The 16,353-nt window shown below is 72.2% G+C and carries 14 protein-coding genes; 6 read left to right on the forward strand and 8 right to left on the reverse strand.

Going from position 1 to position 16,353, the window contains the following annotated elements; translation table 11 throughout:
- Positions 1-21: 21 nt before the first annotated feature.
- The 6 genes from WMF11_RS45350 to WMF11_RS45375 all read right to left on the reverse strand — a co-directional run bounded on the left by WMF11_RS45350 (position 22) and on the right by WMF11_RS45375 (position 7,632).
- Positions 22-1,263: a CinA family nicotinamide mononucleotide deamidase-related protein gene (locus tag WMF11_RS45350; RefSeq protein WP_437905254.1), complete on the reverse strand. Its 1,242-nt coding sequence runs from the start codon at positions 1,261-1,263 to the stop codon at positions 22-24.
- A gap of 279 nt (positions 1,264-1,542) precedes the next feature.
- Positions 1,543-2,415, reverse strand: coding sequence for a formylglycine-generating enzyme family protein (locus WMF11_RS45355; protein WP_437905255.1), 873 nt, complete (start codon positions 2,413-2,415; stop codon positions 1,543-1,545).
- A 30-nt stretch (positions 2,416-2,445) separates the two neighbouring features.
- Positions 2,446-4,026, reverse strand: a complete 1,581-nt coding sequence (locus WMF11_RS45360) for a carboxypeptidase-like regulatory domain-containing protein (protein WP_437975159.1) — start codon at positions 4,024-4,026, stop codon at positions 2,446-2,448.
- Positions 4,023-4,772, reverse strand: coding sequence for a hypothetical protein (locus tag WMF11_RS45365; RefSeq protein WP_437975160.1), 750 nt, complete (start codon positions 4,770-4,772; stop codon positions 4,023-4,025). Before WMF11_RS45365 ends, WMF11_RS45360 begins: the two co-directional genes overlap by 4 nt.
- Positions 4,769-5,341 carry a cytochrome c-type biogenesis protein gene (locus WMF11_RS45370; protein WP_437742437.1) on the reverse strand — a complete coding sequence of 191 codons (573 nt, stop codon included), beginning with the start codon at positions 5,339-5,341 and terminating at the stop codon, positions 4,769-4,771. The genes WMF11_RS45365 and WMF11_RS45370 overlap by 4 nt, the downstream gene beginning before the upstream one ends.
- Positions 5,338-7,632, reverse strand: coding sequence for a heme lyase CcmF/NrfE family subunit (locus tag WMF11_RS45375; RefSeq protein ID WP_437975161.1), 2,295 nt, complete (start codon positions 7,630-7,632; stop codon positions 5,338-5,340). The genes WMF11_RS45370 and WMF11_RS45375 overlap by 4 nt, the downstream gene beginning before the upstream one ends.
- Before the next feature lie 158 nt (positions 7,633-7,790).
- Here WMF11_RS45375 and WMF11_RS45380 point away from each other — a divergent pair, with 158 nt between their 5' ends.
- On the forward strand, positions 7,791-9,053 hold the full coding sequence (locus WMF11_RS45380) for a LeuA family protein (RefSeq protein ID WP_437546891.1): 1,263 nt from the start codon (positions 7,791-7,793) through the stop codon (positions 9,051-9,053).
- Between the two features lie 88 nt (positions 9,054-9,141).
- On the forward strand, positions 9,142-12,141 hold the full coding sequence (locus WMF11_RS45385) for a carboxypeptidase regulatory-like domain-containing protein (RefSeq protein ID WP_437975162.1): 3,000 nt from the start codon (positions 9,142-9,144) through the stop codon (positions 12,139-12,141).
- A 9-nt stretch (positions 12,142-12,150) separates the two neighbouring features.
- Here the strand turns inward: WMF11_RS45385 and WMF11_RS45390 are convergent, their stop codons facing one another.
- Positions 12,151-12,543, reverse strand: coding sequence for a hypothetical protein (locus tag WMF11_RS45390; RefSeq protein WP_437546895.1), 393 nt, complete (start codon positions 12,541-12,543; stop codon positions 12,151-12,153).
- 217 nt (positions 12,544-12,760) lie between these two features.
- On the opposite strand from WMF11_RS45390, the gene WMF11_RS45395 reads away from it, so the two are divergent.
- Together WMF11_RS45395 and WMF11_RS45400 are read left to right on the forward strand one after the other, a co-directional pair.
- Positions 12,761-13,516: an HAD family hydrolase gene (locus tag WMF11_RS45395; RefSeq protein ID WP_437975163.1), complete on the forward strand. Its 756-nt coding sequence runs from the start codon at positions 12,761-12,763 to the stop codon at positions 13,514-13,516.
- Positions 13,513-14,817, forward strand: coding sequence for a hypothetical protein (locus WMF11_RS45400; RefSeq protein ID WP_437975164.1), 1,305 nt, complete (start codon positions 13,513-13,515; stop codon positions 14,815-14,817). Before WMF11_RS45395 ends, WMF11_RS45400 begins: the two co-directional genes overlap by 4 nt.
- Positions 14,818-14,863: 46 nt before the next feature.
- On the opposite strand, the gene WMF11_RS45405 is transcribed toward WMF11_RS45400, so the two are convergent.
- Entirely contained in the window at positions 14,864-15,310 is a 447-nt protein-coding gene (locus WMF11_RS45405) for an acyl-CoA thioesterase (RefSeq protein WP_437546901.1), read from the reverse strand.
- 162 nt (positions 15,311-15,472) lie between these two features.
- On the opposite strand from WMF11_RS45405, the gene hpt reads away from it, so the two are divergent.
- Both hpt and WMF11_RS45415 read left to right on the forward strand, forming a co-directional pair.
- Positions 15,473-15,994, forward strand: a complete 522-nt coding sequence (gene hpt, locus WMF11_RS45410) for a hypoxanthine phosphoribosyltransferase (protein ID WP_437975165.1) — start codon at positions 15,473-15,475, stop codon at positions 15,992-15,994.
- The gene (locus WMF11_RS45415; RefSeq protein ID WP_437975166.1) at positions 15,991-16,323 is read left to right on the forward strand and encodes a tetratricopeptide repeat protein; all 333 of its coding nucleotides are present in this window, start codon (positions 15,991-15,993) and stop codon (positions 16,321-16,323) included. The genes hpt and WMF11_RS45415 overlap by 4 nt, the downstream gene beginning before the upstream one ends.
- The last annotated feature ends 30 nt before the right edge of the window (positions 16,324-16,353 follow it).

Raw genomic sequence — 16,353 nt, forward strand, 5'->3', positions numbered from 1 at the left:
CGCGTCAGCGCTCGGCCTGCGTCAGCGCTCGGGAAGATTGCCAGCGATGCGGCGGAGGAGGTCCAGGACGGCGTAGGCGGCGCCAAGCTGGACCTCCTCGCGATCCCCCGAGAACACCCGGTCGCGCACGACGAGGCCGCCGGGGTGCGACACAGCCCAGTAGCAGAGGCCCACCGGCTTGGTCGCCGTGCCGCCCGTCGGGCCGGCGATGCCCGTCACGGAGATGGCGACGTCGACCTCGCAGAGGCGGCGGACGCCCTGGGCCATCTCGGCGGCGACCTCGGCCGACACCGCGCCGTGGCCGCGCAGGGTGTCCTCCGCGACGCCGAGCAGCCGCGTCTTGGCGCTGTTCGCGTAGGTGACCGCGGCGCCAACCAGGTAGTCGCTCGCCGGATAACTGGTGAGCAGGTGAGAGATCAGGCCGCCGGTGCACGACTCCGACACGGCGAGCCTCCAGCCACGGGCGCGCACCGAACGCCCGACCATCTCCGGGAAGGCGTCGCCCCCCTCCCCGTACACGGCGGTGCCGAGCCGCTCACGGACATCGGCCGTCGCCTTCAAGGCCAGCTCGTGCGCCATCGACTGCGTGGCGGCGCGGGCGTGGACCTTCACGTCGACCTCCGGGTAGTGCACGCGGTAGCCGAGCGTGATGCCGGGGTGGGCCTCCTCCACGCCCTTCAGGAGCTCGCCCAGCGTGGACTCGGGAAGGCCGTAGGTGCGGAGGCGGACCTGAAAGGTATTGTTCGGCGCGGCCGGCCGCACGCGCGGCAGCACCTGCTCGGCGAACATGCTCTTCATCTCCCGCGGCACACCCGGGAGGAAGAACACGGTGGACTCGCCCAGGTGGATGCCGAAGCCGGGCGCGCTGCCGGAGGAGTTCGGGAGGATCTCCGACCCGGCGGGGACCTCGGCCTGCTTCTCGTGGCCCGCGTTCATCGTCTTGCCCCGGCTCTCGACGCGCCGGCGAATGGCGAGCAGCGTGCTCTCGTCACGCACGAGGTCGGTGCCCATCGCACGGGCCGCGGCCTTCGCGGTGAGGTCGTCGGTCGTGGGGCCGAGGCCGCCGGTGGCGATCACCAGCCGGTGCGCGCTCGCGAGCTGGCGGACCGCGGCGACGATGCGATCGATGTCATCGTCGACGGTGCTGGATTCGCTGACCGTGAAGCCCGCTGCGGTGAGCTCGGCAGCGAGCCAGGCCTCGTTGGTGTTGATGATCTCGCCCCGGGTGAGCTCGGTCCCGATCGAGAGAAGCGCGACAGTCATTGGGACTTGGGACTCTAACTCCATCCGGCGCCGACGGAGCGCGTTTCCGGATTGTTTTGCGGTCGGAAAACGAGGTGGTTTTGTCGTCCTACGCCATTTGTCCCCCTACCCCGTTTGTCCCCCCACCCCATTTGTCCCCCTACCCCGTTTGTCCCCCCACCCCGTTTGTCCCCCCACCCCGTTTGTCCCCCCACCCCGTTTGTCCCCCCACCCCGTTTGTCCCCCCACCCCGTCCCCTCCCCCACCCGCCCGCCGCCGAGCGGGGCGCGCCTGCGAGCGCTACGGTGGATAGACACACCGGAAGCCGAGATCCGGCGCTCGGATGGATACCGGGACAAGGCGACGATTCCAGGTGCGGAGCGCCGCCGCGGCCCCATCCGTCCATGATCCGCCGTGAGTTCCCGAGAACTCGCCCTCGAGCGGATCAGGGGCCGCCCACTCGGCAACATTGCCGGCCAGATCGAACACCCGCCCGCCCGCGTGCACGGCGGCGCCGTCGGGGCGCGAGCCGGCGAGCTCGGGGCCCGTCGCGCCCCAGCCGCACGGGCCCGCTCGCAGGCCAAAGGCGGCGCGCCGGCAGACCGCGCCGGTGTCGCCCCACGGGTACCGCCGGCCCGAGTCGCCCGCCGCGGCAAAGGCGAGCTGATCCCGCGAAGGGAGCGCTCCACCCGCGAAGGCGCAATAACGAGCCGACTCGGCCAGGGTGACGCCCGTGACGGGGACCCCGGGCTCGCCGCGCAGCGGGAGCGGGGCACACGCGCCGGCGTCGACGCAAGCGGCGTAGCGCTGCTCGGTGATCTCGAACGCGTCGAGCGAGAACGCCGGGACGAACACCGCGCGCGGCTCGACGATGCCCTGCGCCTCCCAGTCGCTCGGCCCGAGGCGCAGCGTCCCGGAGGCGATGCGGACGGCCGCGCCCGGCGCGACGCAGCCAGCGGCGGTCACCGTGAGGCCGGCGCCGCATCGCCCCGGCGCGCCTGCGCAGCGGCCGGCGTCATCGAGGCGCTGGCCTTCGCCGCAACACCGCGGGCCGAGCGCGACCATCCCCGGCGCGCAGCGCGCCGGCGGCTCCGCGCGATGGAGCGCGAGCGCGACGATGGCGCCGATCAGGAGGGCCGCGCCCGCGGCGAGGCCGGCCTTCCACCCCGGCATCCGCCCGACGTCCGGCGCTGCCCCCACCCCTCAGGAGCGCGGCGATCCGGCGGCGTCGGCCTTGAGCGCGCCGGCGGCCTTCCCGCGCGCGTCAGCGGTCTTCCCGCGCGCCGGCCTGGCCTCGATCATGGCCACGATGCGCGCGAGCGCGTCGAGGAGCGCCGCACGGACGCGATCGTACGTCTTCGGGCCGACGTCGCCCCGCTTCCGCGCGCGCTCGAGCTCGACGAACTCGTCGAGGAGCGCGTTCCGCGCCTCGATCAGCTCCCGCCGCTCCTCGTCGTCGGGCCCGCGGTCCTGGTCGCGCCGCCGGACCAGGTTCAGCGCGGCCCCGCCGATCACGGTCGCGCCGGCCAGCACCAGCGCGATCCACCGGCCCACGCCCGGCGTCGGCAGCCCGCCGAGCGTGATCTCGATGACCTTCATCCCGCCCTCCATGCGGGTGCCCTGCATCTCGGTGATCAGGATCTTCTTCCCGTCCCGGTTCTGGGTGCGCTGGGCCGCGGGGAAGCCGGCGACGTTCAGCGTCATCGACTTCGACGCCTCGGCCATCACCCGCATCTGGGCGATGCGCGGCGGCAGCTCGATGCGGATCGTCTGGCGCTCTTCGTTATGGAGCGGGACCTGCCAGCGGAACTGCCCTTCGTGCCGGCCGGGGCTCACGGTGCCGCGCAGCGCCACGCCGGTGCCCTTGACCTCGTCGAAGCGCATCTCCTCGCCCATGCCTTCGGTCTTGTTGAAGGCCTTGTAGTCGCGCGGGAGCGCGAACGTCTCGTTCGGCAGCCAGGCGACGCGGCCGAGGTTGAAGACCTGGAACAGCTGCTCCACCGAGATCGAGTCTTGCCGGAGCTGGAGGTAGACGATGCCCTGCGTCCCGACCATCAGGCCGCTCACGTTCGGCGTGGCGTCGTAGATGTGGAGCACGGCCCGCTTTCCGGCCTCGGCGCTGAGCCCGAAATGCGGGATCGAGAACGTTCCGCCCTCGCGCGTGACCGAGATGCCGTAGCTCGTGCCGCCGGCGATCGCGAGGTTCTCGAGCCGGACGGTGCCCGCGTCGTCCGTCTCTCGGCTGATGCGCTCGCGCGAGTCGCCCTTCGTCACCGAGCTCTGCAAGATGTCGACGTCGACGGAGATGCGAGGGACGGGGTTCCCATCCGCGTCCTGCACGGTGAGCACGAGGACGCCGGGCGGGAGCCCTGTGTCTTCCTGGACGGTGTCATCGGGCGCCTCGAACATGCCCGTCAGCTGCTCCGAGGCGCGCCGGGAGGCCGCATTTGCCGCGGGAGGCTTCCCCACCGGCGGATGGCCCGAAGGCAGCGCCTGCCCCACCTCGGGATGCCCCGGCGGGAGCTCGCCCGCAGCGTCGGGCGCGCCCGCGTCCGCCGCTACGGCCGTCGAGGTCGCAGCAGGACCGCCGGCGCCGGCAGGCGCGGCGCCGCCCGGCGCCGCCGCCGGCTTCTCACCCGGCTTCGCCGCTGCGGACTGCGCCGGCGCGGCCTTGTCCGCCGTGGGCTGCGCCGACGCCGCCGGCTGCGCCTGCACCGCCTGCGCGGCGGTGATGCTCAGCGAGGCGATCGCGGCGAGCGCGGTACACCCGGTCCAGCGCATCACGAGGCCCTCCTGCGATCGTTCTCATCCTCATCGACGGTGGCCGCGGCGTCGTCCGTCGCAGCCGGGTCGTCCTGAGGCGCGCCGAGCGCGCGCTTCGTCCCGCACTTCTTGCAAAACACCGCGTCTTCATCGTTCAGCGTGCCGCACTCCCCGCACGCCACGCCCTGCGTCGCCGCGGGCTCCGCCGTCGCCGCGGCCTCGTCCGGCTCCTTGGGCGCGCCGTCGTCCTGGAGCCCGGCGCGCCGGAGGTGCCTCTCCACGAGCGCCGCGACCTGCTCGCGCCGCGGCTGCGCGTCGGCGTCCAGCAGGCGGAGGAGCCGCTTCGCCTCGGCGCGGTACTTCGCGACGAGCTCGGCGTAGTCCTCATCGCTGATCTTCCCGACGCTCCGCTCGAACTCGAGGTCCTTGAGCGCGCGCAGGACGGCCTGCTTCTGCTCCTCTTCGGCGCGCGGCGCGCCGATCGCGTACGCGTCGGCGCCGCTCAGCGGCGTCTCCCCGATCAGCACGCGGAGGCTCGCCCAGAAGATGGCGATGACGGCGACGAGCGCGCCGCCCGCGAGCACGAGGATCGCCGCGGGCGGCCCGGCGACGAGCCCCGCGACGCCGGCGCCGACGAGCGCCGCGAGCGGCGCCCCGAAGCGGGCGTAGTGCACGATCTGCCGCTCCAGCGGCGAGTCAGTACCCCGGGTCACGGTCTCGTCGGCCGTGGCCGAGGTGGCGCTTTTGGCGGGCTGTTCGGCGCTCATTCGCGGTCTTCGCGGTCCAGGCTCTTGAGCTCCTCGTCGAGCTTGTCGTCGTAATCGTCACGGGCGCCGGGGACAACGCCCTTCGCGGATCGCTGCTGGCCGGCGGCGCCCGCCTCGTCGCTGCGCCGCTTCCATCGGCGGAGCGTCGCGACGACGATGCCCGCGCCGACCACGATGGCGCCGAGCGGGAGGAGGTAGAGCAGCCGCTGGCTCCCCTTGTTGGGCGGCACGGCCAGCGCCTCCGCCCCGTAGCGCTCGGCGTAGGCGGCCTGGATGGCCTCGATCGACAGCCCCGACGCCAGCGCCGCGCGGAGCTGGTCGCGGCGCTCGTGCGCGGTGCCGCACGTGCACGTCCCGAGGGTCTCGCGCGGGCAGCCGCACGTGCAGATCAGGCTCCAGAAGAGCTTGCGCTCGATGTCGTTCGCGATGCCGACGACACCCGAGCGCTGCATCCCCTCGCCGAGCTGCTGGCTGTGGGCGAACTCCGGCGAGCGCAGCAGGACGACGAGGGCGAGGGCGCCCGCGACGAGGAGGGTGATGCCTTGGATGAGTCTTCGTGTGCGGCTCATTCGAACGCCGGCTGCCTCGGTTCGGCAGCGGTCGGGAGGATGGCACCTTTCGCGGGCGACCGCCCGGGATCAAGCGACGCGCCGGAGCCCGGGGCGCGGACGTCGCCGTCCGCCGCGCCGGGCGCGACCAAGACAGGTCGCCCGAGCCCCTCCTGGACGGGGCGCCCGTAGGCCTGCGACGGGCCGCCGGCGAGCAGGAAGGCGAACACGACCGACGCGGTGACGGACCCCGCCGCCCGCACATAACCGAACGCGCCGGCCTCCTCGAGCGCGATGTCAGGCCACATCGCGACGAGGGCCCCCAGGATGAGGATGCCCGCGCCGAACCACATGAACGAGATCAGGTTGTTCACGTGGATCTGGAACGAAGCGACCTTCGTCTGGGGGTTCGCCATCCCGATGATCACGTAGAGGTCGTTCTTGACGGTGATGTGCCGCGCGACCTCGGTCGAAGGCGCCTCCGGGGACGCCTTGTAGATGAACTTCGCGGGGCTGATCCGGCCGATCGGCGCGCCGTGGCGCTCGACGTCGAGGTCGGCGAAGACCATCCGCTTCTCGCTGTCGACCTCCATGCGCGGGCCGGCGTAGGTGAGGCGGTACTCCTCGATCTGCACGGACTCGCCCGGGTGGAGGCTGATCTCCTTGTCGACGCCCCACGCGCGGCCGGCGAACCCGATGAACATCACCGCGATGCCGACGTGCACGATGTAGCCGCCGTAGCGGCGCCGCGACCTGGCGACGAGGTTGTAGAAGGAGGTGAAGAGCGGCTCTTTCCCGCGCTTCTGCCGCGCCGCGATGCCGCGGGCGAACTCCTGCGCGACCACGGCGATGTTGAACGCGGCGATGGCCACCGTGAAGAACGGGTAGGTCGACGCGAGCTTCGCGAGCGCGTCGCCGAACTGGCCGGGGTAGATCGGGTCCACGGCGACGAACGGGGCGAAGCCCACCCTCTTCCCGAGCGTCAGGTGGAGCGCCACCGTGACGACCGTGGCAAGTACCGGCCAGCGGAAGCTCTTCCGGAAGAGCTCCGGCGACGTCTTCCGCCACCCGAGCAGCGGCGCGACGCCCATGAGCAGGAAGACCACGAGCGCGATCGGGGGCAGCCACATGTTGTAGAACGTCGGCCCGAGGGTCGACTTCTGGTCGAGCAGCCACTCGCTGATGCGCGGCCACACCGTCGCGACCGCGATGAAGATCATGATGCTGAAGAAGCCCCAGTTGTTGAAGAGGAACGCGGCCTCGCGCGACAGCATCGACTCGAACTGCCCGTCGCTGCGCAGCCGCGGCAGGCGGTAGACGATCAGGGCGGTGCACGTGGCCAGGATCACGGCCATGAAGCCGACGAACCAAATGCCGATGCCGGACTGGGCGAACGAGTGGACGCTCGCGATGAGGCCGGACCGCGTGAGCCAGGTGCCGAAGATGGTGAGGAAGAACGTCCCGCAGATGAGCGAGATGTTCCACACCTTCAGCATGCCGCGGCGCTCCTGGATCATCGTCGAGTGGACGTAGGCGCTCGCGGTGAGCCACGGGAGGAACGCGGCGTTCTCGACCGGATCCCAGGCCCACGGGCCGCCCCAGCCGAGCTCCTCGTAAGCCCACAGCATACCGAGCACGTTGCCGATGGAGAGGAACAGCCAGGAGAAGAGCATCCACTTGCGCGTCGCCACGATCCACTCGCTGTCGAGCCGGCCCGTGGCGAGCGCGGCGATCGCGAACGCGAACGGGACCGCCGCGCTCGTGAAGCCGATGTAGAGGCTCGGCGGGTGGATGATCATGTAGAAGTTGCGCAGCTGGTAGTTCAGCCCGTTGCCGTCGAGCGGGGCGCCCGCCACGCTCGTCCGGAACGGGTTCACCGCGAAGATCATCAGCGCCGCGAAGAAGATCAGGACGCTCATCAGCGTCGCGATGACGTAGGGCTGGAGCTCCAGATACCGGCGCTGCAGCCAGACGACGCACGTCCCCGAGAAGAGCGCGGTCAGGAACATCCACCAGAGCAGCGAGCCGTCCTGCCCGCCCCAGAGCGCGGCGATGAGGTACGGCGTGCTCATGGACCGATCGCTGTACTGCGCGACGTAGGCGATCCGGAAATCGTGGCTGACGAAGGCGTACGCCAGCACGAGCACCGCGAGGCCGACCAGCGCGATCGTGCCGTACGCGCCGAGCCGCGCGGCCTGGAGCAGCCGCGGCCGCCCGCGCGCCGACGCGAGACCGACGGCGAAGGTATACGCCGCGGTGACCAGAATGGCGTAAAGGACGCCGGTCCCGAACTCAGGTAGGGATTGCCACATCGTCGTGGGCGCAAGCTTAGGCTTGCCGAGCGCGCAGGGCCAGCGCACCGCAGCGTGCGATCGATCGCCCGTCTTCACCTGCGCCGTGCGTCATGTCGAGCGCCCCGCAAAAGCTTCGCTTCAGGCCCGGCGTCGAGCGAGGCGCACTATAATAGTGCATGGCGATCGCTGCCTCCGGTAACCGCCCGACCGAGCTGATCTACGACTGGAACGAGGTCGGGCGCGTCGGGCGGGTCATCCCGGAGAACATCGGCTTCTTCGACGAGACCCTGCGCGACGGCCTGCAGAACCCCTCGGTCGCCGATCCGAACATCGAGAGCAAGCTCAAGCTGCTCCACCTGATGGCCAGGATCGGTATCCAGATCGCCGACGTCGGCCTGCCCGGCAGCTCGCAGCGGGCGTTCGAGGACGTGCTCCGCATGTGCAGGGAGGTGGCCGACAACAACCTGCCGCTCCGCATCGCCTGCGCAGGCCGCACGGTCGTCTCGGACATCACGCCGATGATCGAGATCTCCCAGCGCGCAGGGATCCCTGTGGAGATCTACGCCTTCATCGGATCGAGCCCGATCCGCCAGCTCGCGGAGGCGTGGGACGTCGACCTCATCGCGCAGCGCAGCGCCGCGGCGATCGACGCGGGCGTGAAGGCCGGGCTCCCGGTCGCCTACGTCACGGAGGACACGACGCGCTCGCGCCCCGAGGTGCTGGCGACGCTCTTCAAGGTCGCCATCGATCACGGCGCGTCCCGGCTGTGCCTGTGCGATACCGTCGGGCACGCGACGCCGGACGGGGTTCGCAACCTCATCAACTTCACGCGGGCCATCGTCGCGGGGGCCGGGGCGTCGGTGGGCATCGACTGGCACGGCCACAACGATCGCGGCCTCGCGCTCGAGAACGCGATCTGGGCGCTCCAGTTCGGCGCGGACCGGGTGCACGGCACCGCCCTCGGGATCGGCGAGCGGGTCGGCAACGCCGCGATGGAGCTCATCCTGCTCAACATGAAGCTCCTCGGCCTCCTCGAGCACCAGGACCTCACCCACCTCCTCGAGTACTGCACGACGGCCGCGCAGGCGGTCGGCTGGGAGGTGCCCATCAATTATCCCCTGGTCGGACGGGACGCCTTCCGCACGGCGACCGGCGTGCACGCGGCGGCCATCATCAAGGCCGAGTCGAAGGGCGACTCCTGGATGGCCGACCGGATCTACTCCGGCGTGCCCGCCGGCATGTTCGGGCGAAAGCAGGAGATCTGCGTGGGCTACATGTCCGGGGCCTCCAACGTGAACTACTGGCTCCGGCAGCGGAAGATCGAGCCCTCGAAGGAGCTCGTCGACGCCATCCTGGCGAAGGCCAAGGCGACGGATCACATCCTGTCCGAGGGGGAGATCCAGGCCGTGATCGAGCTGCACCGCGGCCGCCAGGCCTGATCTCGGGACGCCGGCGCGGCGCCGCGGGATCCGGGAACGGCGGCGGGACGTTCGGCGTTTTCGCGGATCCGGAGTAGAAATCCAGGCCGTGGCCGAGCAGGACAAGCAACCCGCAGCGGAACAGGACAAGCAACCCGCAGCGGAAGCCGACCGGGCCGATCGCCGGTCGCGGCTCGATACCGTCCTGGCCGCGATCGCCGCGCTGGTCTGCTTCTTCGCCGCGACCACGCTGCGCGATCTGGGGCCGCGGTACCTGCCGCGGGCGCCGATCCCGGCGCCGCCGGTGCCCGCGTGGGTGGAAGGGCGCGCGGCAGAGCTCACCGCCACCGTGCGCGACGAGCAGGGGCGCCCGCTGAAGGACGCCACCGTGCGCGTCTTCGCCCTGCGCGAGGACCGCGCCTACTTCGCGGGCGAGCTGAAGACCGATCCCTCGGGCGAGGCTCGCTTCACCGGGCTGCCGTCCGGGGAGGCCTGGATCATGGCGTACGGCGCGGAGCGGGCCCGCGCCTCGACCCGCGTCGCGCTCGAGCCAGGCCCCCGCGCCGTCGACCTCGTGCTGCGGCCCGCGAAGGTGCTGGACGTGCTGGTCGTCGACGAGGCCGAGCGCCCGATCGACGGCGCCGAGGTGACGGTCGCGACCGCCGATCCCCTCCCCTTCGTGGCGACCACCGCCGAAGGCGGCCGCGCGCGGTTCGATCGGCTCGGGGCGGCGCCCTACGTCGTCCGCGCGTCGGCGCTCGGCTTCGAGGACACCGTGCGGACAGGCATCGTGCCCGGGCCGGCGCCGCTCAGGCTCCGGATGGATCGGCTCGGCGCCCTCACGGTCCGCGTGGTGGACGCGGAGGGGCAGCCGGCCGGCGGCGCGACCGTGCTCGCCGCCGGCACCGGGCTGTGGCCAGCGCGCAGCACGACCGCCGACGCGACGGGCGTCGCGAGGATCGCCGGGCTCCGCGACGGGGTGTACGACCTCAAGGCCCGGCGCGGCGCCGCCGTGAGCGCGACCGCGCTGGCCGTGGCCGTGAGGCGCGGCGAGGGCAAGGAGGTGAAGCTCGTCCTCGGGCCCGGCCGCCACGTGCGGCTCCTCGTGACCGACGGCGACGGCGAGGACGCGCCGGCCGTGAAGGGCGCGAACGTCGTGCTCGTCGAGCAGGGGCTGTCGGCGTTCCCGCTGCACGGCCGCACGGGCGACGACGGGTCCGTGACGCTCGGGCCCATCGCGCCGGGATACGCGAGCGCCTCGGCCCTGGCGGCCGGCTTCGTGCCGAGGAACGCCGTGCAGGTCGACGCGGGCGCCACCGAGGTGCGCATCCCCCTGCTCCGCGGCGGCGCGCTCGTGGGTGAGGTCGTCGACGACCGCGGCTACCCGGTCCCGGGTGCGACGATCGAGGTCGTGGGCGCCGACGCCGAGGGGATGCCCATCGACGAGACCACCGCGATGTCCGAGTTCAGGGACGAGCACTTCGAGCGCGCCCTGCCCGGCCCGGCGCCGCTGATCCCCGCGGGCGAGCTCGGGGTGATGCCGGGCCCCATCCCGGACCTGCCGCGCGGCGACGCCGTCCTGCCGGCCGCCTCGGTGCGCTCGGGCGAGCCGTGGGTCACGCGCGCCGACGGCACGTTCCGGGCCGAGCCCGTCACCCCCGGGCGCGTCCACGCCATCGTCCGGCACCCGGAGTACGTCGAGACGCCCAGCGAGATCGTGACCCTGCAGCCGGGCGGCGAGGCCCACGTGCGCGTGGTGATGCGCCAGGGCGGCCTGCTCGAGGGACGCGTCCTCGAGGAGGACCGCAAGCCGGTCGCCGGCGCGCGCGTGGAGCTGGCCGCGACCGCCGGCTCGCTCGAGCGGGTGACGTACTCCGCGGACGACGGCACGTTCGCCTTCGCCGCGGTCCCCGACGAGGTGCTCGTCTCGGTCTCCCGGGCCGAGTCGCCAGGCGACGTCGTGGCGCGGCTCGTCGTCGAGGTGCCGGAGCGCGATCGCAAGGAGATCGAGGTCGTCCTCCCGAAGGTGCGCGAGGCGGTGGCCATCCACGTCGCCGACGATCGCGGCTACCCGCTCGATCGCGTGGAGGTGCGCGTGCTCTCGCTCGACGTGGCCGTCCCGCTCCGCAAGACGCTGTTCACGGACGACGACGGCGACGCGCTGCTGCCCGACGCCGCCGGCCTGCCGCTCCGGGTAAGCCTCGTGCGCTCCGGCAAGTCCCCGCGCGTCGAGCAGGTCGACGCCGCGCCGAAGGAGCTGCGGCTCGAGATGGGCGCCGCCCTCAAGGCGACCGGCACCGTGACCGGGCGCGGCGGGCGGGAGCGGCTCGAGGGCGCGCGGATCACGCTGTTCTCGACGACCGGGCCGCGCCGCGCGACGAGCGACGCGGAGGGGGCCTTCACGCTCGCCGACCTCGCGCAGGGCCAGTTCCGCGTGACGGTGAGCCGCGACGGGTACGCGCCGGCGACGCTGCGGGTGACGATCGCCGGCGATCCCGATCGCCCGACGGACCTCGGGCGCATCGACCTGTCCGAGGCGGGAGAGGTCGCCGGCCAGGTCGTCGATCAGCGCGGGGACGCGGTGGCGGGGGCCCGCGTCGCGCGCGACCGCGTGCCGACGTACCTGCCGCTCGGCCCGCTGCCGCCGGGCGTGGTGACCACCGACCGCGACGGGCGGTTCCAGCTCGGCGGGCTGCCCGAGGGCACGGCGATCCTCGAGGCGTACAGCGCGGATCTCGGGCGCGCCGAGTCGCAGCCGGTGCAGGTCCGGGCCGGCAGGACGACCGAGCGCGTGAGGATCGCGCTGCCAGGAGACGGCGCGCGGCAAGACCCGAAGGGCGCAGGGAGCCTGGCGGTGACGCTCGGCGAGGAGCGAAAGACCGTGACCGTTGTGTCGGTGCCCCCGGCGAGCGAGGCCGAGGAGGCCGGCATCGAGCCCGGCGATCGGCTCCTGTCCGTGAACGGCGTCGAGGTGCGCTCCATCGAGGAAGCGCGGCGGCGCCTCACCGGGCCGCTCTCGGAGGATGTCGTGGTGCTGCTGGCGCGGGACGGCGATCGCGGCGAGGCGCGGTGGCTCACGCGGGTGCGGAGGGAGCGGGTGCGGCGATAGCCGCGAAGCTCAGTTCTTCGCCTTCGTCAGCACGATGGCGCGGCCGTCGCCGATCTCCCAGCGCAGCGTCTGATCCGTGGTGAAGCGGAACGCCGCTTCATCGAGCCCTCCCTCGGGGCGGAGGAAGGCGACGGTCACCTGATCGCCGTCCGCCTTCGTCACCTTGAAGGTGCCGCTGCGCGGCGTCTCCGCGGGCACGGTCACCGTTACCTTGCTGCCGTTGAACTCGAGCGCCGTTCCCTTCACCCACCCGGTCGCCTTGGTGAGCTGTTCCACAGGGGCGTTCTCGATGGCATCGCCATACCAGCGCCCCTGCAGACGATCGCGAGGGGTCTTCGAGCAGCCCACCACGGCGGTCAGCGCCATCGCCAGGGCCAGAGCGGTCTTGATGCGGTTCTGCATGGGCCTTCCTTCGGAACCTCGAGGGCCCCGATTTGGAAAATCCTACGAAGAGCGGAATGAATAGGCCAACAATGTAGGATATTTCTGCACACTTACGCAGACCCGCAGGGCCTGGCGAAGGGGTGGGGCGCCGCCGCTTCTGGGGAGGGCGAGTTCGCGCTAGGGTTCCGGCCCGAGGAGCCGCGCGGACGGTGCGCGTTTCCGCGGCGCGACGACCTTGAGCACGCTGTTTCACGAGAAGCGCCTCGTCCCTGTCGAGCGGACGCGGCTCCTGAGATCCATCGTCGAGCGCGCGGCCGATCGGTCGGAGGGGCCTCCCGTGATCGTCTTCGATCTGGACGGCACCCTCATGGACAACCGGCCGCGGGTGGCCGCGATCCTCCATGAGCTGGCGGAGGAGTGGCGCCGCAAGCACCCGCACGCCGCCGCCCTCCTCGAGCGCGCGACGCCCGACGGCATCGTGTACGGGTTCCAGGACAACCTGCGGCGGCTCGGCATCGACGACGAGGCGCTCCACCTGCACGCGTTCGATTTCTGGAGGGCCCGCTTCTTCAACGATCCGCACATCCGGCACGACGTCGAGGTGCCGGGCGCGAGCCAGTACGCGCGCGACTGCCACGCGGCGGGGGCGACCCTCGTGTACCTCACCGGCCGCGACCTGCCGAAGATGGCGCTCGGCTCGTTCGCGAGCCTGCGCGACCTCGGCTTCCCCATCGGGGTCATCGGCACGGAGCTCGTCGTGAAGCCGAGGTTCGAGATGCCCGACACCGAGTTCAAGCGGAGCGTCGCGCCGCAGCTCTCGCGGCTCGGGCGGGTCATCGCGGTGTTCGACAACGAGGCGGCCAACTGCAACCTGCTCCTGGGCTGCCATCCCCGCTGCACCGCGGTCTTCCTGGACACGCAGTGCGCGCCCGACCCGCCGCCGCTCGACGCGCGCGTGCGCGTCATCCACACGTTCGAGCTGGAGCCGTGATCGCCGCGCGCGTCGCCGCGGCCTTCCTGCTGCTCGCCGCCGCCGGGTGCGAGCCGTCGCGCCACGCGCCCGTCGATCCGCTGGACGCCGGCGCGAGCCCGAACGCGAAAATCCTCCCCGCGCCGCTCGCGAACGAGACGCCGGACCTGCTCGACGCGTCCGCCGCCGAGGCGACAGCGAAGATCATCGCCGACGACTACGGCCGGCTGATCATGTCCGAGGCGAGCCCGCAGTCGCCGCTGCCGCTCTCGCCCGCAACCCCCCTGCCGGACGACGCGCTCTCGCCCCGCGAGCTCCCCGGCGTGATGCTCGAGGCGGCGTTCCGCTTCCGTGACGTGCCGCAGCCCCCCAAGGCGTCCGAGGTGGCGGCCTCCGGGATCCACGCGGCGCAGAAGCTCACCGAGTTGACGTGGAAGGTCGAGCTCGCGGAGACGGGCCGGATGCGGGTCCAGTTCACGTCGCGCGCGCTCCCGCTGCCCGCGGGCTCCGAGCTCCGCGCGCGCCACGACGTGTACGGCGAGGTGCTGCTCTGGCCGTCCCTGACCCAGTACCGGGTCGTGCCGCCGGGGGCGCTCCGCACGCTCCTCGGCGAGCGGCGCGTCGACGTGACGCCGCTGTCGACGGGCTCGGCGCGCCCTGTCGGCGACGGCAAGCGGCTCGAGATCGACGTCCGCAAGGTCGAGGTGCACGGGAGCCTCGGCGCGCTGTACGTCGAGCTCGGCAGGGTCCCCGAGGCAGGCGACGGGGGGCCGCTGCTCTGCCGGGCGCTGCTGGAGATCGTCGGCGTGGATCCGAAGTCGCCCGAGTGCGTGGCCGGCGAGGTGCCGCTCTACGCGAGTTATGCCTGGCAAGGCGGCGGCGGCGTCGCGTTCGAGGTCACGTCGATCGCCCGGCGAACGGACCTGATCTCGACCGACATGCTCATGCCGCCCCCGAGCGCCGCGTACGCCGCCGCCGGGCTCCCGTCGGCGCAGGGCGGCGTCTTCCTGACGCGCGACGAGCTCGCGGCCATCCGAGAAGAGCCGCTCCAGCTGCCCGCGAGCGTCGACCCGGGCGCGCCCGGCGAGGGGTTCGTCGCTGTCAACCAGACCGACGCGCTGCTCTACCTGCTCGTCGACGGGATCCCGGCGGTCGCCGTGCCTCCGGCGAGCGAGCGCTACGTGATCGGGCCCCTGCGCGGGCGCTACGTCGTCCAGTGGCGCACGTTCCTCGGCGAGCGCATCGAGCCGCCGCAGACGGTCGAGATGCCGGCGCGCATCGTGCACAGCGGGGCCGAGGCCGGGGCGGCGGACGGCGGCTGAAGCGGGGCGGCGGACGGCGGCGGAAGCGAGGGCGGCGTCCCCTGCCCTAGCGATCGGCCGTCGTCTCGGGGCTCGCCAGGAGCTGGACGATGTCGTCCGGGATCCGCGTCAGCGTCAGGTTCGATCCCAGGCACGCGAGGAGGATGTCGCCGTCGCAGATCACGTCCTCGCCCCGGAGGATCCGGTAGCTGAAGCGCGCGGTGACGCGCTGGACCTCGCGGCAGGTCGTCTCGACCACGAGGTCGTCGCCGAACCGCGCGGCCTGGCGGTACTTGATCCGCAGCTCCGCGACGGCGAGGTGAAGGTCGCGCCGCACCATCTCCTCGTAGGAGAGGCCGCGGCGCTTCAGCCAGTCGATGCGGCCAGCCTCCAGGTAGATGACGTAGTTCGCGTGGTGGACGATGCCCATGAGATCCGTCTCGCAGAAGCGGACGGCCAGGGGCGTGCGCGAGGTGAGGTGCGGGGGCGCGTCGGGCGGAGAAGGGAGCGGCATCGCGGGAGGCGCAGAGACTAACCCAGTTTCGACCCGGGCAGCAGCAGAGCGACCGCGCGACATCAGCGGCATGACATGGGATCGCGGCGCGCGGCGAGCGCGCGGCGACAGAGAGTCCGCCTGGGCGCTGGTGGCGCGGGCGCCGCGATGTTAGCGGGCACCATGGCGAATGTCCGGACGCTCCTGTCCGCCGAACAGATCGGCGCTCGCGTGCGCGACCTCGGCGCGCAGATCACCCGGGACTACGCGGAGCGCCGGCTCGTGCTCGTCTCCGTGCTCAAGGGGAGCTTCGTGTTCACCGCCGACATCGCGCGCCACATCGACCTGCCGGTGCGCATCGAGTTCCTCGGCGTGCGCAGCTACGGCGAGGGCACGGCCTCGACCGGCGTCGTCCAGATCACGCAGGACCTCACCCGCCCGATCGAGGGCGAGGACATCCTCCTCATCGAGGACATCGTGGATACGGGCCTCACGATCTCGCACCTGCTCCAGCTCTTCCGCACGAGGATGCCGAACAGCGTGAAGGTCTGCGCGCTCCTGCACAAGCCGGCGCGCGCGAAGGTCGAGGTGCCCATCGACTACCTGGGCTTCACGATCGAGGACAAATTCGTGGTCGGCTACGGGCTCGACTGGGCCGAGCGCTATCGGAACCTGCCGTTCATCGGGGTTGTGGAGGCGACGTGAGCAAGCGGCTGCTGATGCTCGAGAAGATGACCCGGGATGGGTCGAAGGATCCGTTTCACTGGTACGCGCTCGCGCTGGAGTACGCGGGCCAGGGCCGTCACGACGACGCGCTCGCCACGTTCGTCGCGCTCCGGGCGATGGATCCGGCGTACGTGCCGATGTACCTCATGTGCGGGACGACGCTGGTGAAGGCGGGCCGCCTCGACGAGGGGCGCGCCTGGCTCGTCGACGGCATCGTGGTCGCGCGCAGCAAGGGAGATCAGCACGCGCTGAGCGAGCTCCAGCAGGCCCTCGCCGGCGCGGGCGGCGACGACGACGACGACGCGTGACGCCGTGACGGATGGGCCGGCGGGCGCCGC

The sequence above is a fragment of the Sorangium sp. So ce295 genome (assembly GCF_051527405.1).
Classification (GTDB): Bacteria; Myxococcota_A; Polyangia; order Polyangiales; family Polyangiaceae; genus Sorangium; species Sorangium cellulosum_B.